The organism is Streptococcus peroris ATCC 700780 (genome assembly GCF_000187585.1).
GTDB lineage: Bacteria > Bacillota > Bacilli > Lactobacillales > Streptococcaceae > Streptococcus > Streptococcus peroris.
In genome coordinates this window covers 1,611,553-1,633,971 of sequence record NZ_GL732463.1, presented here as the reverse complement: position 1 = coordinate 1,633,971, position 22,419 = coordinate 1,611,553, and the positions used below count along the sequence as shown (strand labels likewise).

22 protein-coding genes and 3 pseudogenes are annotated in these 22,419 nt (G+C 37.1%); 2 read left to right on the top strand and 23 right to left on the bottom strand.

The window, feature by feature from the left end; genetic code table 11:
- Positions 1-75: 75 nt before the first annotated feature.
- From nusG to HMPREF9180_RS09820, 17 genes and pseudogenes are all read right to left on the bottom strand, one after another.
- Positions 76-612, bottom strand: a complete 537-nt coding sequence (gene nusG / locus HMPREF9180_RS09895; RefSeq protein ID WP_006146393.1) for a transcription termination/antitermination protein NusG — start codon at positions 610-612, stop codon at positions 76-78.
- Positions 613-662: 50 nt separating this feature from the next.
- The gene (gene secE / locus HMPREF9180_RS09890; protein WP_006146392.1) at positions 663-839 is read right to left on the bottom strand and encodes a preprotein translocase subunit SecE; all 177 of its coding nucleotides are present in this window, start codon (positions 837-839) and stop codon (positions 663-665) included.
- 9 nt (positions 840-848) lie between these two features.
- The gene (gene rpmG, locus HMPREF9180_RS10240) at positions 849-1,001 is read right to left on the bottom strand and encodes a 50S ribosomal protein L33 (protein WP_006146391.1); all 153 of its coding nucleotides are present in this window, start codon (positions 999-1,001) and stop codon (positions 849-851) included.
- A gap of 121 nt (positions 1,002-1,122) precedes the next feature.
- Positions 1,123-1,815 (bottom strand): phosphoglycerate mutase, encoded by a 693-nt coding sequence (locus tag HMPREF9180_RS09885; protein WP_006146390.1) that lies wholly within the window; start codon positions 1,813-1,815, stop codon positions 1,123-1,125.
- Between the two features lie 131 nt (positions 1,816-1,946).
- Positions 1,947-2,315, bottom strand: coding sequence for a hypothetical protein (locus tag HMPREF9180_RS09880; protein WP_006146389.1), 369 nt, complete (start codon positions 2,313-2,315; stop codon positions 1,947-1,949).
- A 100-nt stretch (positions 2,316-2,415) separates the two neighbouring features.
- A complete protein-coding gene (ileS, locus tag HMPREF9180_RS09875) occupies positions 2,416-5,208 on the bottom strand; it encodes an isoleucine--tRNA ligase (protein WP_006146388.1) in 2,793 nt (930 codons plus the stop codon).
- Positions 5,209-5,588: 380 nt separating this feature from the next.
- A pseudogene (locus HMPREF9180_RS09870) lies at positions 5,589-6,263 on the bottom strand (DivIVA domain-containing protein); the annotation flags it as partial.
- An 8-nt stretch (positions 6,264-6,271) separates the two neighbouring features.
- Positions 6,272-7,057 carry a YlmH family RNA-binding protein gene (locus HMPREF9180_RS09865; protein WP_006146386.1) on the bottom strand — a complete coding sequence of 262 codons (786 nt, stop codon included), beginning with the start codon at positions 7,055-7,057 and terminating at the stop codon, positions 6,272-6,274.
- A complete protein-coding gene (locus tag HMPREF9180_RS09860; RefSeq protein ID WP_006146385.1) occupies positions 7,054-7,314 on the bottom strand; it encodes a YggT family protein in 261 nt (86 codons plus the stop codon). Before HMPREF9180_RS09860 ends, HMPREF9180_RS09865 begins: the two co-directional genes overlap by 4 nt.
- The gene (locus tag HMPREF9180_RS09855; protein WP_006146384.1) at positions 7,314-7,859 is read right to left on the bottom strand and encodes a cell division protein SepF; all 546 of its coding nucleotides are present in this window, start codon (positions 7,857-7,859) and stop codon (positions 7,314-7,316) included. Before HMPREF9180_RS09855 ends, HMPREF9180_RS09860 begins: the two co-directional genes overlap by 1 nt.
- Before the next feature lie 9 nt (positions 7,860-7,868).
- Positions 7,869-8,540 (bottom strand): YggS family pyridoxal phosphate-dependent enzyme, encoded by a 672-nt coding sequence (locus tag HMPREF9180_RS09850; RefSeq protein ID WP_006146383.1) that lies wholly within the window; start codon positions 8,538-8,540, stop codon positions 7,869-7,871.
- Positions 8,541-8,549: 9 nt separating this feature from the next.
- Complete coding sequence (gene ftsZ, locus HMPREF9180_RS09845) at positions 8,550-9,803, bottom strand: cell division protein FtsZ (RefSeq protein ID WP_006146382.1); 1,254 nt, start codon at positions 9,801-9,803, stop codon at positions 8,550-8,552.
- Between the two features lie 16 nt (positions 9,804-9,819).
- Complete coding sequence (ftsA, locus tag HMPREF9180_RS09840; RefSeq protein WP_025168791.1) at positions 9,820-11,187, bottom strand: cell division protein FtsA; 1,368 nt, start codon at positions 11,185-11,187, stop codon at positions 9,820-9,822.
- A gap of 366 nt (positions 11,188-11,553) precedes the next feature.
- A complete protein-coding gene (locus HMPREF9180_RS09835; RefSeq protein ID WP_001291561.1) occupies positions 11,554-12,771 on the bottom strand; it encodes a tyrosine-type recombinase/integrase in 1,218 nt (405 codons plus the stop codon).
- 81 nt (positions 12,772-12,852) lie between these two features.
- Complete coding sequence (locus HMPREF9180_RS09830; protein ID WP_000814511.1) at positions 12,853-13,056, bottom strand: excisionase; 204 nt, start codon at positions 13,054-13,056, stop codon at positions 12,853-12,855.
- A gap of 460 nt (positions 13,057-13,516) precedes the next feature.
- The gene (locus tag HMPREF9180_RS09825) at positions 13,517-13,747 is read right to left on the bottom strand and encodes a helix-turn-helix domain-containing protein (RefSeq protein ID WP_000857133.1); all 231 of its coding nucleotides are present in this window, start codon (positions 13,745-13,747) and stop codon (positions 13,517-13,519) included.
- Entirely contained in the window at positions 13,744-14,166 is a 423-nt protein-coding gene (locus tag HMPREF9180_RS09820) for a sigma-70 family RNA polymerase sigma factor (RefSeq protein WP_000804885.1), read from the bottom strand. Before HMPREF9180_RS09820 ends, HMPREF9180_RS09825 begins: the two co-directional genes overlap by 4 nt.
- 503 nt (positions 14,167-14,669) lie before the next feature.
- Here HMPREF9180_RS09820 and HMPREF9180_RS09815 point away from each other — a divergent pair.
- Positions 14,670-14,891 (top strand): annotated as a pseudogene (locus HMPREF9180_RS09815) (helix-turn-helix domain-containing protein); the annotation flags it as partial.
- A gap of 73 nt (positions 14,892-14,964) precedes the next feature.
- Here the strand turns inward: HMPREF9180_RS09815 and HMPREF9180_RS09810 are convergent.
- The 4 genes from HMPREF9180_RS09810 to HMPREF9180_RS09795 form a co-directional block, all read right to left on the bottom strand.
- Positions 14,965-17,883 carry a Tn3 family transposase gene (locus HMPREF9180_RS09810; protein ID WP_001240982.1) on the bottom strand — a complete coding sequence of 973 codons (2,919 nt, stop codon included), beginning with the start codon at positions 17,881-17,883 and terminating at the stop codon, positions 14,965-14,967.
- 3 nt (positions 17,884-17,886) lie between these two features.
- Positions 17,887-18,441: a recombinase family protein gene (locus tag HMPREF9180_RS09805; protein WP_000576156.1), complete on the bottom strand. Its 555-nt coding sequence runs from the start codon at positions 18,439-18,441 to the stop codon at positions 17,887-17,889.
- 354 nt (positions 18,442-18,795) lie between these two features.
- The gene (gene erm(B), locus HMPREF9180_RS09800) at positions 18,796-19,533 is read right to left on the bottom strand and encodes a 23S rRNA (adenine(2058)-N(6))-methyltransferase Erm(B) (protein WP_001038790.1); all 738 of its coding nucleotides are present in this window, start codon (positions 19,531-19,533) and stop codon (positions 18,796-18,798) included.
- Positions 19,534-19,657: 124 nt separating this feature from the next.
- Positions 19,658-19,741 (bottom strand): 23S rRNA methyltransferase attenuation leader peptide, encoded by an 84-nt coding sequence (locus tag HMPREF9180_RS09795; protein ID WP_001865637.1) that lies wholly within the window; start codon positions 19,739-19,741, stop codon positions 19,658-19,660.
- 233 nt (positions 19,742-19,974) lie between these two features.
- Here HMPREF9180_RS09795 and HMPREF9180_RS09790 point away from each other — a divergent pair.
- A pseudogene (locus tag HMPREF9180_RS09790) lies at positions 19,975-20,112 on the top strand (XRE family transcriptional regulator); the annotation flags it as partial.
- A 59-nt stretch (positions 20,113-20,171) separates the two neighbouring features.
- Here the strand turns inward: HMPREF9180_RS09790 and HMPREF9180_RS10230 are convergent.
- Together HMPREF9180_RS10230 and tet(M) are read right to left on the bottom strand one after the other, a co-directional pair.
- Positions 20,172-20,339: a cysteine-rich KTR domain-containing protein gene (locus HMPREF9180_RS10230; protein WP_000336323.1), complete on the bottom strand. Its 168-nt coding sequence runs from the start codon at positions 20,337-20,339 to the stop codon at positions 20,172-20,174.
- A 118-nt stretch (positions 20,340-20,457) separates the two neighbouring features.
- Entirely contained in the window at positions 20,458-22,377 is a 1,920-nt protein-coding gene (gene tet(M) / locus HMPREF9180_RS09780; protein ID WP_000691744.1) for a tetracycline resistance ribosomal protection protein Tet(M), read from the bottom strand.
- Between the last annotated feature and the right edge of the window lie 42 nt (positions 22,378-22,419).

Sequence of the window (22,419 nt, the reverse complement as noted above, 5' to 3'; positions counted from 1 at the left end):
AAAAAATGTAAACTGATAAATTTATCAGTTTACAACCATTGATTAATATTTAGTAGCTTAAAGATGTTTGTGCAATTATAATTCAGCGATTTGATTTAGGTTTACTTCCGCTACTGTATCATTACCAAACATAGAAATAGTCATTTTTACTTTGTTATTATCGATTTCAGTGATTTTCCCTGTGTAATCGGTAAAAGCGCCATCGATAATGCGGACTGTTTGACCAACTTCAACATTGATGTCAAACTCTTGAACAGTTTGTCCCATTGACACCAAGATATCTCTAATTTCTTGTTCTAAGAGCGGAGTTGGTTTCGATCTATTGCCGTGTGACCCAACAAATCCTGTAACGTTTGGTGTGTTACGTACTACAAACCAAGCTTCATCAGTCATAACCATTTCTACAAGAACATAACCAGGAAAACGATTTTCTTCAACTTCTTTTCTCTTCCCGTTTTTTTCAACTTGTACAGTTTGGGTTGGGATTTCCACACGTAAGATATTATCTAACATATTGTATGTTTGTGCTCGTTGCAAAAGATTTTCTTTTACTTTATTTTCATAACCTGAATATGTTTGGAGAACAAACCATCCCTTATCAAAACTATCCATCTTTTTTTCCTTCCTTAATGGTAAACTTCTTTCAGCGTATTTATTCTATCTTAAAAAATATTGATGAATCGAATCAATCCACTAACAATTAATTGGTCAAATATATAAATGATGACAACAAAGAAAGCCGTATATTCCATGATAGATTTAAAATCTACCCAACTTTCTTTCCGAGTTGGCCAAGTTGTATCTTTTAAAAGTGTAAAGATATCCTTTATAAAACTCATTATTTTCTCCTATCTCGTTTCTCGGTGTGTTGTGTATTTACCACAATGTTTACAAAATTTATTTACTTCTAAGCGAGTCAGTTTTGGATTACTACTAATTTTAATCGAGTAGTTTCTTAAACCACAAATCTCACAGGCCAAGCTTGCTTTTTTAAGTGCCATAGCTCCTCCATCTTATCTATTATACCAATTATCCTTGCCTTTGACAAGTTAAATTACACTACGCACTTATCCTATTTTGAAAATAAAAAAGTCTAGGAATAATTCTAGACTCTATTTTACATTATTTTCCGAGGTAGTATTCTTTTACAACATTCAACTTTTCGTCAAATTCGAATACCAATGGTGGGAAGTTAGGAATTTCCACATCCATGATTTCGTCGTCTGACAAATGTTTGATATGTTTTACAAGGGCACGGATTGAGTTACCGTGTGCTCCTACGAATACGTTTTTACCATCTTTAAGAGCTGGAGCGATTTTATCTTCCCAGAATGGAAGAGCGCGTTCCAAGGTAACTTTCAAGTTTTCAGCATCTGGAATGACTGAGTCGTCAAGTGAAGCATAACGACGGTCTGTATGTGCTGAATGTTCGTCATCATGTGCCATTGCAGGAGGCAATACATCGTATGAACGACGCCAGATGTGAACTTGTTCATCACCAAATTGTTGAGCAGCTTCTGCTTTGTTTTTACCAGTCAAACCACCATAGTGACGTTCGTTCAAGCGCCATGATTTTTCAACTGGAACCCAGAGTTGATCAGATGCTTCAAGAGCCAAGTTCGTTGTTTTGATTGCACGTTTTAATACTGAAGTATATGCTTGGTCAAATTCGATACCAGCTTCTTTGATCAATTTACCAGCATCAATAGCTTGTTGTGTACCTTTTTCAGACAAATCAACATCAGCCCAACCAGTGAAAAGGTTAGCTTTGTTCCATTCAGACTCACCGTGGCGAGCAAAAACCAATTTTACCATTTGATGGATCTCCTTTAATTCTTCGAGGTTTCCCCCGTTTTTCTATTCTATTTTACACAATTTTTCACAAAAAAGCTAGTTAAAATCAACGAAAAAGAGAAGAGCTCTTCGACTCTTCCCTTAAAAATAATTTATCCTTCAATTTTGAATTGTTTCAAGCTTGCTAGGTACAAAGCCCCACCAATGATAAGGACAATTCCACCAATCCATCCCAAAAATGGAATCAAAGCAACTCCAGAACCAACAATAAACAAAATCGATGGGGCTAATGAAATACGTTTGTCATCTTTATAATAAACAAGAGAGAGGATTCCAAGAATGAGAGTTGCAATTTTTACTAATGTGAAAACAAGTAAAATAATTCCCACTACAATTCCTGCAAAATCTTCATCCTCAGCAATAGCTGCAAGAAAAACTAATAAAATTGGGAAGAAAGCTAGAATAGCCCCTACAACAATACCGATAATTCCATCGACTTGTGCAAGTGTTTTTGTCTTCATAAACGTCTCCTTTTTGTTAATAAGGTATATTATACCATATTTTTAATAAAGTTCTTATTTTTTAAAAAAATACAGGAAATTCTCCTGTATTTTTGTTAAATTATTTTGCTTCAAATCCTTCTGCAACAGCTTGGGCAAAGTTTTCTTCTACGATACTTGCACAGTGATCACAGATGGTTGCGTGATAGCTACGTTCTGTTGTAGTTGGATCGATGCGACGGCAACGGTCACAAACTTCACCAGCTGCACGTTCGACTGTGAAGGAAACATCTTCAAAGGTCACTGCACCTTCTGGAGCTGGTCCTTCTGCGATGGTCAACTCAGAAACAATCAAGAGTTGAGCAACATTGCTATCAACAGCTCCAAGAAGGGTTTTCACCACTTCATTTGGATAAACTGTCAAGTGAGCTTCAAGAGATTTTCCAATCACTTTTTCATTACGTGCTTCTTCCAAGGCTTTTTGAGCTTGACCGCGGAAGCCCATGAAGGCTGACCATGTGTCCAAGATTTCCTCTTGATTCGCAAATGTTTGAGCTTCTGGTAATTCTGACAATTGAACAAATTCTTCTGTTTCAAACTCAAGGTAAGACCAGATTTCTTCTGCAGTGTGAGGAAGGATTGGCGTCAAGAGTTTGGTGATTTTCACCAAAATATCATAGAAGACTGTTTGCATTTGACGGCGTTCTAGAGATTTCGCACTCTCGATATAGACCACATCTTTGGCAAAATCAAGGTAGAAGGCTGACAAGTCTACATTGATAAAGTTCACAAGGGCCTTGTAGATGGTCAAGAACTCAAAGTTTTTATAGGCATCACGAATCGTTTTCACAAGTTGATTGAAGCGAATCGTCATGTATTTATCCACTGAACGAAGTTCATCATAAGCGACTGTATCCTCAGTTGGATTAAAGTCAGAAGTATTGGCAATCAAGAAACGAAGGGTATTTCGAATCTTCCGGTAAGTTTCAGACACTTGGCTCAAGATATCCATGGAAATACGGACATCGTTTGTTGAATCAACACTAGTAACCCAAAGGCGCAAAATTTCCGCACCAAATTGCTTTTCAACATCACTTGGAGCAATGGTATTTCCAAGAGATTTAGACATTTTCTCACCTTTGCCATCCAAGGCAAAACCTTGAGACAAGATTTGTTTGTATGGTGCTACACCATGGTTGGCAACAGATGTGATGAGTGATGAGTTGAACCAACCACGGTATTGGTCTGAACCTTCAAGATAGAGATCCGCTGGATAAGTCAATTCAGGGCGATTCACGATGACACCATTCCATGATGAACCTGAGTCAAACCAGACGTCCATGATGTCTGTTTCTTTTGTGAACTCACCATTTGGTGAGCCTGGATGGGTAAATCCTTCTGGCAAGAGATCTTTGGCATCCCGTTCCCACCAGATGACCGATCCATACTCTTCAAAGAGCTGAGCTACATGTTCGATGGTTTCAGCTGTCATGATCGGTGTCCCGTCTTCAGCATAGAATATTGGGAGCGGAACCCCCCAAGCGCGTTGACGAGAGATGACCCAGTCACCACGGTCACGAATCATATTGTAAAGACGGACTTTCCCCCATTCTGAATGGAATTTCACTTTTTCAATTTCATCCAAAATTTCTTGACGGAATTTCGATACAGAGGCAAACCACTGTGGAACCGCACGCCAGATAATTGGTTTTTTAGTACGCCAGTCAAATGGGTAAGAGTGAGATATTTCTTCTTTGGCAAGAAGGAGGCTACCTAGTTTTTCAATAACTGTTGGAACAACCTTATCATAGAACTGACCTGCAAAGTCAGGGCCAGCATTCTCCATCATGATCCCACGTTCATTGACCGTAACAGCAACTTCAAGACCATTTGCAATACCGACATTGTAGTCATCCTCACCAAAACCAGGAGCTGTATGGACGATACCAGTACCGGAATCAAGTGTGACGTGGTCTCCAAGAATCACCAATTCTTCAACTGCTGCATCCCATGGGTGTTCTGTCACGATATGGTTCAATTCTTTCCCTTGGTAAGTCGCAAGAACTTCTGGATGGTCCCAACCAAATTTTTCAGACAAGCTTGGTAATAACTCAGAAGCCACTACATATTTACGATCAGAACCAGCAGGTTTCACGACAACATAGTCAAAATCAGCGCCTACTGTCAAACCACGAGAAGCTGTGATGGTAAATGGAGTGGTTGTCCAGACAACGATGTAAGTATCTGTATCTAGAACACCTTTCCCGTCCTTGACTCTATTCCCATAGTAAAGAGAGGTAGAAACCAAATCGTGGTATTCAATTTCCGCTTCAGCAAGAGCGGATTCAGAAGACCAAGACCAGTATACAGGTTTCGCACCACGATAGATATAGCCTTTGTTGGCCATTTGTCCAAAGACACGAATTTGGGCTGCTTCATAATCAGGGGTTAAAGTTACATATGGATGGTCCCAATCCCCTGAAACACCCAAGCGTTTAAAGTCTTCCCTTTGTTTATCGACTTGAGAAAGAGCGTACTCACGACACATTTTAAGGTATTCAGAGCGTTCAATTTCTTTCCGTTTAACACCTTGTTTCGCCAACACTTGCTCGATTGGTAAACCATGGGTATCCCAACCTGGAATATAAGGGGCGTAAAAGCCTGACATAGACTTAGAACGAACAATGATATCTTTTGAAATCTTGTTCATAGCATGTCCTACGTGGATATTTCCGTTTGCGTATGGAGGGCCATCATGAAGTGTAAAATGCGGTTTTCCTTCATTTAATTCTTGACGACGTTGGTAAAGTTTAGCTTCTTCCCACTCTTTTTGCCAAACGGGCTCTTTAGTTGGAAGACCAGCACGCATTGGAAAGTCTGTTTTCCCAAGATTGAGGGTTTCTTTAAGTTTCATTAGTACTCCTTTAATGTAAATTGACAAATAAAAACCACGACTCCCTAAAAGGACGAAAATCGTGGTACCACCTTTGTTCGGAAAAAGACCCAGTCTTTTTCCCTCTTTTCCCGTAACGTGGGGAACGTCAAGTCTTACTCATTTCAGGCTTGATACTATGAGAGGATAAATTTACCAATAGGGATTGTAGGGCTTTCACCGTCTCCTACTCGCTAGAAATATATTTGATAAATTCCTGTTCTCTAACTAAAATCTTATAAAATTTGAACTGACTCTTGTTGAGTGTTAGCATCATCTTGAGATTCTTCGTCATGCTTTGTCTCAACAGGAGCCTCAGTAGCTGGCTGTACTTCAACTTCAGTTGGTTTTTCAGCAACAGCTTCTGACAATTCCTTGTTAGCCGCTTCAATACGTGCTTGAAGTTCTGCAACTTCTTCTGGTGAAAATTGACGAGTCATGTCAATTGGTTCTTCGTCATGATATGAAGATGCTGCTTCACCCAAAACTTCTTCTACAACTTCCTTGAATGCTTCATCACTTGTTTGAAGATAAGTTGCAGTTGGACGTAAAATCTCTTCCCACTCAGATGAATCAACAATAGCCAATTGGCTTTCAATAGTTGATTTTAAACGTTGGTGGAAGACACGACTCTTATTCTTCAACTCTTCAGTTTCAACAGCGACTTTCTTAGCATTATCTGTTGCTTGTCGCAAAATTTCATTTGCTTTGTACTTGGCTTCATCAAGCAAACGTTGTGCATCTTGTTCAGCTTGTTGAATAATGTTGTGAGAACTATCATTCGCTGCTTGTTTTACACGCTCAGCTGTGTCTTGAGCAATCAAAACAGACTGGCTTAATGAATCTTTGATCTCATCAAAATAATTTAGTCGTTCTTCTAAATTTTTAATATGTTGATCTTTTTCATGATTACTACGAACCAAATCTTCATAATCACGGACAACAATATCTAAAAATTCATCAACTTCTTCACGATTAAAACCTCTAAACTGAACACCAAAGGTTTTATCCTTAATTTCTAACGATGTAATTGGCATATTTTTCCTCACTTACTTAATAGTTGCTGGATTGTTACTTTTTTCTTATCTTTCTTTGTTTGACCATTTTCTTTGAGCAAGATAATGCGGCCAAAGCGTCTGACACTTATCAAATCACCAACTTTTACTTGATAGTCTAATTTTTCAACTATATGATAATTGACTTGAACCAACTTCTTTTCAACTAGATTTGAAGTTTGCGAACGAGATAACTTCAAGATGCTTGATAAAAAACTATCCAAGCGAAGGCTTGAAACCAAGACCTCTCTTTCTTGATAGCCATCTTTCGATTTTATAATATCTGAAAAAGAACGTTCTACTAAACTTACAGGCAACTTGGAAATTTTTTGAATACCATCCTGGAACAAGGTAGTAAACCTTTGATCCACTATAATCTGAGCTTTTTGTTCTGTAACAAGTATATCACCGAATAATTTACGATCAATACCCAGTCGATTGAGAACCGTACCCAGAATTTTTGAATGGGTTAGTTGTTGAAACTTGCTGGAATACTCAATTTCAAGCAAGGCCATTTCAAAATCTTCTAAACTCGGTGCGAAATAATCTGGCGCTAGAAGAACCCTTGCGTATTCCGAAGGAACATAACTGGTACTAGAGAAAGTCTTTATTTCTCTATTATTCCCCAGTGTTTCCAAGATATAAACTTGATGAGGGTTTATAAAAGGAGTTAGGATTGGTGCGTAATGTTCTTCTACTTGCCTCATCCATTCTAGGCTCTTGTCAATAAAAGGAATATCCTCAGTTGCAAAATGTTGGTAAAGATCTTTACTCATAAGACAACCAACAAATTGATGAGATAGCGACTTATCATGCGCAAGAGAATTAGAGCTATCCAAACCGAGAAATCCAAACCTGCAATTTGAAGAGGCAGGCGTTTCAGAGGTTCAAGAATAGGTTTACACAAAGTCTCTAAAAACTTACCTAACTGGGTGTTATAAGCATTTGGAAACCATGATAATAGAGCAAAAGCTACAAGTATCATCGAATAGATATCTGTAGCATTTTGGATAAAACGAATTATTAGAAACATTAACGTACTCTATTTCTCTTCATGTCAAAATCGAACTCTTCGCTTGAACTTTCTTCTGGCAAGCGAATGTCTTCAATGTTAACCACTACACCAACCGGTGTCAAAAGATACATTGTATTTGCAACTTTTCGCAACTCACCAGCAAGAACATGACGAGCTCCATCCAAGTAATCTAAGCAACGGCGCGCTTGAACTTCAGTCATATATTGGAAGTCAATCAAGATACTTTCATTGCCAGCTAACATATCAACAATATCTGTTGCATCTTCGTAACGGCGTGGGTAACGAACATCAATTGTTACTTTTTCGGTACTACGATGACTCTCAATAGCTAATTGTTGCTGACGAGCATGAAGTTTTGTAATGTTTTTCTCTTTTGCATCAACTGAAGAAGATTCTTGAGTTTCTTTTTGTGGCAAATCTCTTCTAGAAGGAACAGAAGCTAGGGAACGTTCAGGTTGTGCAGCTACAACAGCTGAAGTAGTTTCATCTCCATCTTCTATAAAGTAATCTATAAATTTATCAAATTTATCTTTTAATGACATGACTATTTCCTATTTAAAAAATGCTGTACCAATTCGAACAAAAGTTGAGCCACACTGAATCGCTTCTTTAAAATCACGACTCATTCCCATACTTAATTCTGTCATTGGCATATTGGGGAGTTCTTGTTCACGAATATATTGTTGCAACTCTTGCGTTTCTTTAAAGATTTTTTGCAACTCTTCTGTTTGAGCGTCAAACGGAGCCATGGTCATGAGACCAACATACTCTATTTGATCTAAGCTAGACAAATCTTGTAAGACCGTCAATAGTTCTTCTTTTGAAAAACCGTGCTTGCTTTCCTCTCCAGAAATATTGACCTGCAAAAAACATTTAACCTTACGATTCGCGCGTTTTTGAATTTCTTGAGCTAATTTCAAAGAATCTAAAGCGTGAAAATAATCAACATACGGAATAATATCCTTCACTTTTCTTCTTTGTAAACTACCAATCAAATGCCAAGTGACATCTCTATCACTTAAAGCATGATACTTTTCAAGAAATTTATCTACGCGATTTTCACCGATGTGCTTGACTCCTTGGTCAATCAAATTAGCTGCAGTTGCAATATCAACATATTTTGTTACAGCAATTACAGAAACCGAACCATCTTTACGGCCGGTTTCTTGAATTGCTTTGGTAACCTGTTGAAACACTTGATTCGTATTTTCTTTTAAATCCATCTCAATTAATTAACGGTTTTTAAAAAATGGTGGTGTTTCCAACTCATCATCGTCAGAACTTGGTGTTTCAAAACGTTCAACTGGAGATACGACTGATTCCCCTTGACGAACAATTGAGTCACGTCTTAAGTCCCAATCACCAAAAGCAGATGCTTTTGGTGCTTCAGTTTGACGTTGTGAAGGAGTTGGAAGCTCAGCTGTCTCTGCTAAATCAAAATTGCGGTCATAAGCATGAGTGTGACCAGTTCTTACTGGTTCACGGAATGATGCTTGTCTTGGTTGTGGTGCTACCACTTTTTCAACTGCATCTTGACGAACTCCAGTTGCAACAACAGTCACACGAATCTCATCTTTCATTGATTCGTCGATTGAAGTACCGAGCCAGATGTTTACACCATGACCAGCAGCTTGGTTTACGATTTCTGAAGCTTCTTCCGCTTCAATCAAAGTCATATCCAAACCACCAGTTACGTTAACAATGACATCTTCTGCTCCATCGATTGTTGTTTCAAGAAGTGGTGAGTAGATAGCTTTACGAGCTGCTTCAATAACGCGCTCTTCTCCACTACCGATACCGATACCCATGAGGGCATTCCCTTTGTTTGCCATTACTGTCTTCACGTCTGCGAAGTCCAAGTTGATCAAACCAGGATTTGTAATCAAATCTGTAATTCCTTGAACACCTTGGCGAAGAACATTATCTGCTTCAGACAAAGCTTCAAGAAGTGGAGTCTTCTTATCAACGATTTCTAACAAGTTGTTGTTTGAAATAATCAAGAGAGTATCAACGTGTTCGCGAAGTTCGTTAATCCCTTCAACAGCGAATTGGCCACGTTTGCTTCCTTCAAAACCGAACGGGCGTGTCACTACACCGACTGTTAAGGCACCTAGACCTTTTGCAATACGAGCGATAACTGGTGCGGCACCCGTACCAGAACCACCACCCATACCAGCAGTAATGAAGACCATATCTGCACCACTGATAGCTTCAGTAATTACTTCTTCGCTTTCTTCAGCAGCCTTACGACCAACTTCAGGCTGTCCTCCAGCACCAAGCCCACGAGTTAATTTAGGGCCAAGTTGGATAACTGTTTCAGCTTTTGTACTGCTCAAAGCTTGTACATCTGTGTTAGCCGCGATGAATTCAACACCTGAAACACCTTCGTCAACCATGCGGTTGATGGCGTTTCCTCCACCACCACCGACACCAATTACTTTAATTACTGCACCTTGTGCTGCTGCTGTATCAAATGAAAATGTCATATTTTATTCCTCTATCCTATTCATCAAACATGCTTCCGATTAAGCTACGGAATCGTTCAGTCAATTTTGGTTTTTCTTCTGATTGATTTGGAAGTGTTGAGTCTACCGAATAAGTTGGTTCAACTGATTCAGTTGATGTTGTTCCAAATACTGAACGTTGAGAAGCTGCAGGTTTCTCCTGACTTGGAGTCCTAAAGTCAATTGGTTGTTGACGTAAAATTTGATCTCCACTGATTGCTTGTTGAGCCAAAATATTAACTTCTGTAAGGCTTCCAGCATATTCAGACAAACTAATCACATGCGCAAATGCAGGATTGCGGATACCTACTTGGTTTGGCACGTAAAGTTTCACACGTACTCCGAGCACTTCTTGGGCAAGTTCAACAACGCCTGGAAGAATGGCATTCCCACCAATCAGAGCGATACCCCCTGGCAAGTCTAGCAAATGTCTTCTTTCCAAATCTTGTTTAATTTGTTCAAAAATATGTTTTAATCTAGCTGAGATAATTTGAGCCAAGTACTCTTCTGTAACTTCAACAGGTTCTACTTCCCCAATAACTTCAACTTGGAAAGTTTCTTTGCTTGCAAGTTGTGGATAAGCTTCACCATAATTGAGTTTCAAGCCTTCTGCAATCTTCTTAGAAGTTTTAAGAACTTTTGAAATGTCTTTTGTGACGTAATCGCCACCTTCTTGGTATACATTTGTGTATTGAAGCTCTTGGTTACGGATTGTTGCAACACTTGTTTGACCACCACCCATATCGATAACAGTCGCTCCGAATTCACGTTCACCTTCATTCAAAACAGATTGAACGATAGCAAGCGGTGAAATAATCACATTTTCAACTTGAATTCCAACACGTTCAACAGTCTTACGAAGATTGTGTAAAATAGTTCTTGGACCTGTGTAGAGCAACCCACGCATTTCCAAACGAACACCCATCATACCACGAGGATCACGAATACCTTGGAAACCGTCAACCACAAACTCTTCTGGCACAAAAGTGATTACTTCGCGATCTGGCGTCATGCTCTTTGTCAAAGCAGATTTAACAACATTTTCAACGTCTTGATCTGTAATTTCTTTTGTGTCTGATGTTACAGGAATCATTCCTTGAGTTGGCTCAACCTGCAACAAGTTCGCTGGAAGCCCAACGTTTACAGACTTGATTGAAATTCCTGCTTTTTCTTCCGCTTGAGAAATAGCAGATTTGATAGCCGTCGCTGCGGCTTCGATGTCAACGATAATTCCATCCTTGACACCTTTACTTTTGGCGTTGCTAACGCCGATTACATTTACTTCACCATCTACAAGCTCAGCAACTAACACTTTAATAGAGCTTGTCCCGATATCTAAGCCTGTAAAGAAACCATTTCTAGTCATTACATCGCGTCCTCTCTGTCTTCCAAGTTTCACACTTTGATTTTTAACAGCTACAAGAAGGCATAGCTATTCACAGAATATTATATCACAAAATTCCAATTCGTGCCTAATTTTTTATGATTTTATCGAAGGTTTTTCATAAAATTTATTTTATCATTCCATTTCGAGTGCTGGTTTCACTATTTTTAAAATAAACAAAGTATAAATTTCTAATTATCTTTTTATATTTTCTTAAATGCTCGTAAAGCCTTATTCTATGTGCTTTCGAGTATTTTTACTGTAGGAAGATACTTCACGTTTCTTTGCATATTTCCTCATGTCTTAGCTGTCAGAAGTGGTAAATAAGTAGTAAATTCATTTGTACTACTAAGCAACAAGACGCTCCTGTTGCTTCTCTTTATTCAAGCGTTTCATTTCTGCCATTGCAGAATCGAATGTTGCATGTGCGTAATAGTTCAGCGTCATGGCTATATTAGCATGTCCCATAATGTACTGTAATGCCTTTGGATTCATTCCTGCATTTGCATAGTTGGTACAGAATGTATGTCGCAAACTATGTGGAGTGATGTGTGGCAATTTATCCTCGTTATACTTATTGTATTTCTTAACAAGACCTTTCATCATGCCGTTGTAATCACTTGCCACTTTTGGATAGTTCTTTCTATTAAGAAAGAGGAAATCACTATATCCATCAATCTCAACACGCTTATCATTCTTTCGATTCGCTAACACTCGCTTAAATGCTTGATAGGCTTCTTCAACCATAGGAACTTGACGTTCGCCACTTTTGGTCTTTGGTGTTTCAATGTAGTACCCAATTTCAGTATCTCTCAATAGCTGATGGTCTATATTGACAAGACGATTCTCAAAATCTAAATCTGGAAGTGTCAAACCACCAAACTCTGAAATACGAAGACCTGTTTTTAAGAGTATCAGAATTTCATCATAATTTTTGCTGTAGGTTTTATCAGCTTTTGCAAAGGCTAACAGTTTTTCTTCCTGTTCTTCTGTTAGTACGGTCTTAGGGACAGTATCATCATCAAGAACTGCTTTCAGTTGAAAGTCAAATGGATTCTTCCGAACACAATCATCTTGTATAGCAATATAGAATGAAGCCTTTAAAGAACGTTTGTAGTTATTGATGGTTTGATAAGCATAACCATTTTCACTCATTCTAATAGCCCATTCTTTAGCGTCTGATGGCTTAATACTGTCAATACTTCTTACACCTAACTTGTCTTTCTTCAAAATATCCATAAGATATTTGCGTCCAGTTTCAGTGTTTTTTCTAACCTTTGGTCTTTGAGCGTTCTGTTTTGCGTAAAGCTGGCAGAGTGTCATTTTCTTTCCTACAACATCAATACCATCATGAATGTCTTTCTGTAACTCTGCGATTTTCTCTCTAAGTGAGATACAATCACGCTTTCCTGCTGGTACTCGGTCTGTAGCCACAAGTTTCCACGAGTAAACAAATTGCGGTTCTCCAAATGAATCTATATATTTGTATAAGTATCTTCCGTCTTTTCGTTGGCTCTCTCCAGTCTTTAAGATTCGACCTTTATTGTCACGTCTTTTTTCTGACATGGCATTTGCTCCTTTCCTTTATGGAAAGAGCCTTGATACGACTTAATACTATTTTATCATATACAAGACCCTTTGGCGACGCTAGATTGCGTCCAATGTATCTATAATTTTTTCAAATTGTTTTCGTTTAATCTGAATACGATTGCCATTCATAATCAGCCAATTTGCATTTTTATTTTCCTCTGCCAAGCGTCGTAGCTTGTTTTCGCCAATACGAAAATATTTTGACGCTTCTTCAATGGTTAGGGTATAACGTTCCCAAATAGGAATGTCAGTCTGCTTCATAAAATCCTCCTTTCCAAATCACTTATTTGGATTTCATAAAAGTTGTTTTACCAGCAATCGAACAGCTTTAGCAAAGCTCACGGGAGTTCCACCCCTGCATGGTTCTCATGTAGCCATACTCATTGCCTGCGACGGTTTTATCACGCTCGGACTATTGACTGTATGGGAGTATCATTATCACGATAAGAATGTCGTTGCAGGCAATCCTGCTAAAGATTGCTTCTCGGATCACTAACATGAATCGCTCGCTATCTTTATAAGATAGGTCATGGCGGTTAGTTCCGTTGGCTCTTTTCTTATCGAAACGTATTCGATTACTTTTATTCAGTTTTCAAAGAACAATGGCTCGTTAGCCTATCAAAACACATTGAAAGCTCAATATGCTTTGGTGGAATAACAAACCTCCCTGTTCGGGAAGCGTGGAATGGTTTAGCACGCTTCCACGAAAGGAGAGAGGATATTACTTAATTTCAAATGACAAAATCTTTGTAATCAGTCTGGTTTCCATTCTTCCACGTAAGACTTCATCAACGACCATACTTTGATTGCCATATTCATCTTTCATAAGTCGTAGGGAACGCTTCGTTATGTACCCTCTGTAATGATGTAGAATCTGGTTAATCGCTTCGGTATCGCCATCTGTTGCCTTTACAATGAGAGGAAAGGGAATCATAGGATATTGTGTTTTCATTCTTCAAATTCCTCCATAAACTTTTTAATTAAGGCTAGTCCACTGGTTCTATGCCGATAGACAGTAGAACGGTTCAATTTCAACAGGTCTGCAATTTCTGAATCGCTCATGTCCATAAAGTAAAACAGCAGTAGAATTTCACGTTTCTTGTCTGGCAACTCACGTAATGCTTCACTCAACAAATCATTTTCAACGCCTACTGATAACCCATTGAGTGTAAAAATCTGAAAGTCAGTTGAATAGTTATCTGTTGTCGCAAACTGGCTAACAAGATAATCGCCAACATCCGAAAAGGACACCTCACGCTTTGCAATCCTTGAAAGATAAAGCATATAATTCTTTCGCTCGTCTTCCATAGCACGTTTACAGATATAGTCAAACTGATTTTCTATTGTGGTCTGAAAAGAAGATGGTTTCATGTTTCTCACCCCCTTTCTGTCTAGGAAAGGAAGTGAGCCTTGCTCGTTTATCTCCTTTCACTCTTAGTCCCAATGTGAAAGGGGGATTTGTTGCATTACTGATAAATAAACTTTGTAAAAAAGTTCTGAATAGCCAAAAAAGCATATAAACAGATTTATTTCTCTGTTTACATGCTTCTGTTATTCTATCTATATGATTTATAAAACCACATTGGTGGACGTACTTATCTATTGCAGATAGACGACTTTTTTTGACAAGAACCCAATGTAAGGAAATTTATTGTATATGATGTACTTCATGGCGACGTTGACCTCCAACAAACCGCCATTTGGAAGTAATATACAATATTTTAACAGCGTAAATAGCACTACCATATAACGGTTTTTTTATTGGCGTTTAGTAGTGCTTTTTATTAAATATAAACCTATAAACCATATAACACGTTTTTCTATACCTGTTTTTAATTCAGTAGGAACAATAAAATGTATAGAGGTGGTCTACTATGCGTAAAAAAGAAGATAAATATGATTTTAGAGCCTTTGGTTTAGCCATTAAAGAAGCTCGATTGAAACGAGGTTTAACTCGTGAACAAGTGGGAGCATTGATTGAAATTGACCCACGGTACTTAACTAATATTGAAAATAAAGGGCAACACCCCAGCATACAAGTTCTTTATGACCTTGTATCGTTACTTCATGTTTCCGTTGATGAATTTTTCTTACCTGGGGTCCCGAGCGCTTAGTGGGAATTTGTATCGATAAGGGGTACAAATTCCCACTAAACCAATGTTTCAAGGCCTATTTATTTTTTATATTCAATTCTCTTAAGTGTTTAGGAATAGATAACAAGTCAAATTTATACTCTCCAAGAAAAGTGATATGCTCCCAATTAATAGGAGATACATGCTTCATATACTTAGTTACTTCGGGATCTATTTTGACGAGATAATTATAAGCTGCTTGTAAGTAGACGGCGTTCCATATACTTATTGCATTTATTAACACATTAAGCGCACTAGCACTTTGAAGTTGTCGGCGAATATCGCGCTCCATAAATTTTCCGCGTCGCCCAAAAAATAGTTCTCTAGCTAAAGCATTAATCGCTTCTGTCTTATTTAGTCCATGAGTGATCCTTCGCCGTAGCTCACTATCTGTAATATAATCTATCATAAAAATGCTCTTTTCAATGCGACCTAGTTCTCTCAGTGCAAGAGCTACTCTATTCTTACGTGCGTATGAGCCTAGCTTTCCTAATAGTAAAGAACTAGATACTTTTCCTGTTTGAATCGAATAGGCGATTCGTTTAATTTCATCATAGTTTTCTTCAATAATTTTTACATTGATTTTTCCGCTTATATCTTCTGATAAGTTAGGGTAGTAGGAAGGTGATTTGATAGAAAATAATTGTGATTTTTTTATATTTCTGATGCGAGGTTCAAAATCAAAGCCTAGTAATGCGGTCATTCCAAACACCTGATCAGAATACCCATTTGTATCAGTAAAATGTTCCTCAATATCTAGATCTGTTTCATGATAAAGTAGGCCATCAAGGGTATGAGTAGCTTCCCTTGTATTAGTTGAAGCAACCTCGATATGATGAGTCGTATGCCTATCATTTATTGATCGAATCATTGTAGCTCCTTTTTCCATACTTTTGTAATGTGGATTAACATCGGATTTTAGAGCTGAGACGCCCACTGGGACGCGCATTCCGTCTGAAGCAGTGGTTTTTCCTTCACCCCAAAAGTCTGCAACAGGAAGCTTTAACTGATAATTAACCAAAACAGATTGAGCACGAGTCAGAGCTTCTTTATAAAAGCGCCATTGTTTGGCATTGGCTAACTGAGAATAAGAAATTCCAGGAGTTGATTGGGCCATTTTTTCAAGACCAATATTCATCCCTAAACCCAGCAAAGCAGCAAAAATAATTTTTCTTTCTTGTTCACTCGGCGGTTTCCCTGTAGAATCATGACTAAATTCTTGTGAAAAGTTGGTCCAACTGTCCACCTCAATTAAAAGATCACTAAGCCTTATCTTAGGAATTATTGAATAAAGTTTTTTTCTATATATTTCTGCTTCGCTAGGTGTAACTTTTTCCAACTTTTTAAGGTTTGCTCTTGAAATTCTCTTATCAACTGTCGAATAAAATTGAAGCTGTAAATCTAAAATTATTTCCCGATCCTTTAAATAGTCCTCAAACGTGTCTGGAATAGTTTCTGAATCAATACAAGCAGATAAATCAACTAAGTAATCATCAATATTTCGATGGATCATACTTCCTTCAACTGAAATATCTCCTGATCGAATATTGTTCTTTAGCTCGGTGAAAGCTACTAACTCATAGTAAGACCGATCTATTTTCCCCTCTTCTGGCCGAACAAGGCTTTTCCATTTTTTACTCACAAAATCAGTAGAAGTATCTGCCGGTATTTTTCTTTTACCACTATTGTGTAAATCAGTTAGTTGAGTTAGGGCCATGAGGACTGGATTTGCTGCCGGAGTTGCTTTGAACGAAAGGGTCCTCAATAACATTGGCGTGTATCTTCGGAGGTAATTAGCTTTATTTCGAACCATTTCTAAATAGCCATGATTTTTATTACCTGTAATTTTTTTAGCTTCTTCTCCATCTTGTACTAAATCTTCCCAAGGCATGATTCGTTCAATTTCGTCAAAAGGATTACTATCATTATCTTTTGCAAAGTGAAGAGCATCAATTAAAGAAGCATAATGTTCCAATTTTTTAGTAGCCAATTTTCCTTTTTCTTTTAACTGTTCTTGTGAATCACGTGTCCCTTTGCGTTTAATACTTGCTAAAATGCGGTCATTAATCTCAATCAGTTGATCGATCAGATATTGATGATGATTGACTAAAAAAGCAATAAGTAAAGAGTATCTTTTTTCAAGCTCAAAACGGGAGAAGTCATATGCATCATAATTTTCCCCTAGTCTAGCTAGCTGAAGAAACCTGTTCCGATTAATATGGGAGACATTAATTGTCCCGAGTCCCATGGAAGCAATCACTTCCACTTTTTTACAAATACTCATAAAGCTTTCTGGATTTGCCTTACCTGGAATGTCTTTTAGCCAAGCGAGTTTAGTTATTTTCGTCTCTTCATAAATTTGAAACAAACTCTCTAGTTTTTCAATTTGTATATCTGTTAATGAACAGAGTAATATTGAAAATAAGTTGTTTTCTGCTTTATCTCGACAGCGGCTTATAATGTCTTCAAGTGTAGCTATAGATGGAAAAATAATTCTTTTTCGAGTTAAGAAATCAATTGTTTTTTTCATTAGATAGATAGAGTCATCATTTTCTAAAGCTAGTTCAATTAAATATTCTATTAACTGTTTTTGTGTATTAGCACTACCGAATCGATGATAGTTGAATACTTCTAAGATCTCGTTGAAGTGATTTGCACGTGTATTTCTATGATCATATGAATTTAAATCAATTGCATCAAGATGGAGCTGTCGACTCACATAAGAAGTTAGTCTGGTTGATTTAATCGGCCAATTACTTAAAGAACACCCAGGATACCGGGCCAAACAAAGTTGTATCGCAAATCCTAGTTTATTGACCTTTCCACGGTGTTGATTAATAACCTCCAGATCATAATCAGAAAAACTAAAATACGCTTTAAAATCCTCTTCTGATAAGTGGTCTACAGAAAGAAGTTGTTCACGCTGTGAAGTAGTTAAAATTCTTTTCATAGCCATATCTTAAGCATTCCTTTTATTGAGGTAACGGTAAAAGGTTGTTTTGCTTAATTTAGAGGCATCAAGAATTTGACGAATAGAATACTCTTTGCTGTCATACATTTTTAAAGCTAAATCAATTGATAGCTTACCTTTACTTGGACGGCCCCCTTTTTTTCCTCGGACTCTGGCTGCCTTAAGACCAGAGTTAGTTCGTTCAATAATAATATCCCGTTCCAGTTCTGCTAAACTAGCCATAACTCGGAAAAAGAATCTTCCCATAGACGTTGAAGTATCTACGTTATCTTGAATAGATATAAAATTGACACTAAGTTCTTCAAATAATTCAGAAAGTTCAATCAAATGTTTAGTTGATCGTGAAATTCGATCTAACTTGTAAATGACAACAGAATCTCCTTCACGTAGTAGGTTGATCATTTCTTCTAATTGCGGTCGGTCTTTTTTCGCACCAGTTACTTTTTCTTGAAATAATTTATCAATTCCATAATGAGTAAGTGCATCAATTTGTAAACTAAGATTTTGATCATCCGTACTCACTCGAGCATAGCCAAAAATCATAAAAAAACCTCCTTAATTTTATAATTTAAATGTACCATAACTCATTAAGTATAACTATATAGGAACTATGAAAAAGGAACGGATTTTGGTACTTGATTTACTTAAAAAACATTTAGAAAAAGCAGGAAAATGAAAAGGTACCATAAACGGTCGTTTATGGTACCATTCAAATTTATCCTTATTGTACAAAATAACAGCGAAATTTTTAAATCTATTCCTTATCGATACAAATTCCCCGTAGGCGCTAGGGACCTCTTTAGCTCCTTGGAAGCTGTCAGTAGTATACCTAATAATTTATCTACATTCCCTTTAGTAACGTGTAACTTTCCAAATTTACAAAAGCGACTCATAGAATTATTTCCTCCCGTTAAATAATAGATAACTATTAAAAATAGACAATACTTGCTCATAAGTAACGGTACTTAAATTGTTTACTTTGGCGTGTTTCATTGCTTGATGAAACTGATTTTTAGTAAACAGTTGACGATATTCTCGATTGACCCATTTTGAAACAAAGTACGTATATAGCTTCCAATATTTATCTGGAACATCTGTGGTATGGCGGGTAAGTTTTATTAAGACACTGTTTACTTTTGGTTTAGGATGAAAGCATTCCGCTGGCAGCTTAAGCAATTGCTGAATCGAGACTTGAGTGTGCAAGAGCAACCCTAGTGTTCGGTGAATATCCAAGGTACGCTTGTAGAATCCTTCTTCAACAATCAGATAGATGTCAGACGCATGGCTTTCAAAAACCACTTTTTTAATAATTTGTGTGCTTAAATGGTAAGGAATATTCCCAACAATTTTATACCTCTGTTTGTTAGGGAATTGAAACTGTAGAATATCTTGGTGAATTAAAGTGACACGAATGTTCAGTTTTAATTTTTCTGACGATAAGTTGAATAGATGACTGTCTAATTCAATAGACGTTACCTGTTTACTTATTTTAGCCAGTTTCGTCGTTAAATGCCCTTTACCTGTTCCAATTTCGTAAACGGTATCGGTTTCTTTTAAATTCAATTGTTTTATTATTTGGTTGAGTACTTTTTCACTCGTTAAAAAGTTTTGAGAATATTTTATATTTTTGTTCATGTAATCACTCCTGAAGTGATTACATCTATAAATAAATACAGAAGTTAAACGATTTGTTTGTAATTTTAGTTATCTGTTTAAAAAGTCATAAGATTAGTCACTGGTAGGAATTAATCTAACGTATTTATTTATCTGTGTAATCACTGTTTTTAGTCTGTTTCAAAACAGTAGATGTTTTATCTACATTACGCATTTGGAATACCAACATGACGAATCCCTCCTTCTTAATTACAAATTTTTAGCATCTAATTTAACTTCAATTCCTATTATACAAAATTTTAAGATAATGCACCACTTTTTTATAATTAAAACGGTTGAAAACTGTACCACTAATAACTCACAATAGAGAGATGTCACCGTCAAGTTAAATGTACAAAATAACAGCGAAATTTTTAAATCTATTTCTTATCGATACAAATTCCTCGTAGGCGCTCGGGACCCCTACCTGCTAATAACTTGGTAAAAAGCACCCGACGATTACAGATAGAGAAATACATGGATAGCTTTACAGACAAAGAACTATCCTTAATGGAATCTTTAGCCAGCGGTATCAACGAAGCAAGAAACATCGAAGACTAATTAAAAGAATCCATACATAACGGAAAGAGCCGATAAAATGAGATTGTATTAATCTCATTTTATCGGCTCTGCGTCTTTGCGTCTGGCTCTGTAATCACAGTTACTTTGAACTGCTTTATTTCAATTAAATTTTCTTGTCTGCATTTCGGACAATAGAGGGGGAATTTTTTTAATTCAGTATCTTCCCTTATCTTTAATCGTGTTTTATTTCCACATACAGGACACAATATCCACTTGTAGTTTATAATAACTATCTCCTCCTTTACACTTTAATTCAAATCTTTATTAAAAAATATTTCATCTTATTTAACAAGAAACCATATTTATATAACAACATAAAATACACTAAGTTATTTTATTGAACATATATCGTACTTTATCTATCCGACTATTTGGACGACGGGGCTGGCAAACAGGTTCACCGGTAGTAACATGGTACCCTTTTAACTCTGTTAAACAAACACTACGTCCATTTGTAAAGAAAGTTAAATCACTACGATATTCTTGAATACACCGAGCAGGGATTTCTCCACTAAGAATGACCTCATTATTTTTCAATTGAGTGTCTACGATGTTCGCACAATATTTAGGAGCATCGTTGTATGCTCGTGAAAGATATTCCTGTGGCGCATAAATTTTAAAACTAAGATATGGCTCTAACAATTCTGTTCCAGCTTTTTTTAAGACTTGTTCCAATACAATAGGAGCAAGCATCCGAAAATCTGCTGGGGTACTAACAGGGCTATAGTATAAGCCATACTTAAAACAGATTTTACAGTCCGTCACATTCCAACCATATAATCCTTGTTCGCAACCATAGCGTATCCCTTCCATAACTGCATTTTGAAATGATTGATTTAAGTATCCAAGAGAAACCGAACTCTCATACTGCATTCCACTTCCCAACGGAAGCGGTGATACAGATAAACCAATGGAAGCCCAGAAAGGATTTGGCGGCACTTCGATGTGAATGGTATACTCTGCTTTTTTTAACGGTCTTTCCATATAAATGACTGTAGGCTCTTTTATTTCTATCTCCACATGATACTTTTCTTGCAGCAGAGCACAAGTCACTTCCATTTGTACTTTCCCTAAGAAAGAAAGTATGATTTCATGTGTCGCAGAATCCACATAATATCGCAGAAGCGGGTCACTGTCGGAGATTTCTAAAAGTGCATCAAGTAACATTTCCCTTTGTTGAGGTTTGCTCGGTTCAACAGTCGTTTGCAGCAGAGGGAGGGGATTTTCAATTCTCTCTCTCTGTGGCAATAGCTTTGTATCTCCAAGAACACTATTTAACTTCAAAAACTCATTCTGCAAAATAACAATTTCCCCGGAATAAGCCTTATCGATTTTACATAATTCACCATTTATTGAAGTATACATTTCTGTAATTTTTATTTTTTCCTTTTCCGATATTCTAACCGAATCTCGCAAATGCAGTACGCCACTATAAAGACGTATATATGCAAGACGCTGTCTTTTTTCCGAATACTCAATTTTGAAAACTTTTCCGCAAAGTTCAGACTGACCTCGATGTGTTGATGAATAAAATTTATTCGTAATCACTTCTATAAGGTTATCAATCCCTATATTGTTTTTTGCACTTCCGTGATAAACAGGGAACAGAGAACAATTCTGAAATCTTATGCTTTCCTCTTGTTCGAGTTCCAATGCTTCTAATGATTTACCGGACATATATTTCTCTAAAAGGTCATCGTTTCCCTCTATTACCGTATCCCATTGTTCAGATTCGGTAAAGTTCGTCACACACATATTAGGATACAGTTCTACCTTCTGTTTGATTACAATTTCGGCAGAAAGTTTCTCTTTAATATCCTGATAAACCGTTGATAAATCAATTCCATTTTGGTCAATCTTATTGATAAAAAAGATTGTGGGAATCCCCATTTTCCTAAGTGCATGAAATAATATACGAGTTTGTGCTTGTACGCCATCTTTTGCAGAAATCAGTAGAATTGCCCCATCTAAAACTGATAATGAACGATATACTTCTGCTAAGAAATCCATATGTCCTGGCGTGTCTATGATGTTCACCTTCGTATTTTCCCACTGAAAAGAGGTTATTCCTGTCTGAATTGTAATTCCTCTCTGACGTTCTAAAAGCGTATTATCCGTCCTCGTTGTACCTTTGTCCACGCTTCCTAATTCTGTAATCGCTCCACTGTTATATAATAAGCTTTCTGTTAAGGTAGTTTTTCCTGCATCAACATGAGCTAAAACTCCAATATTAATAATTTTCATGTGATTTTCCTCCATTCAAAAACCCAAAAGGGCATAAAAATC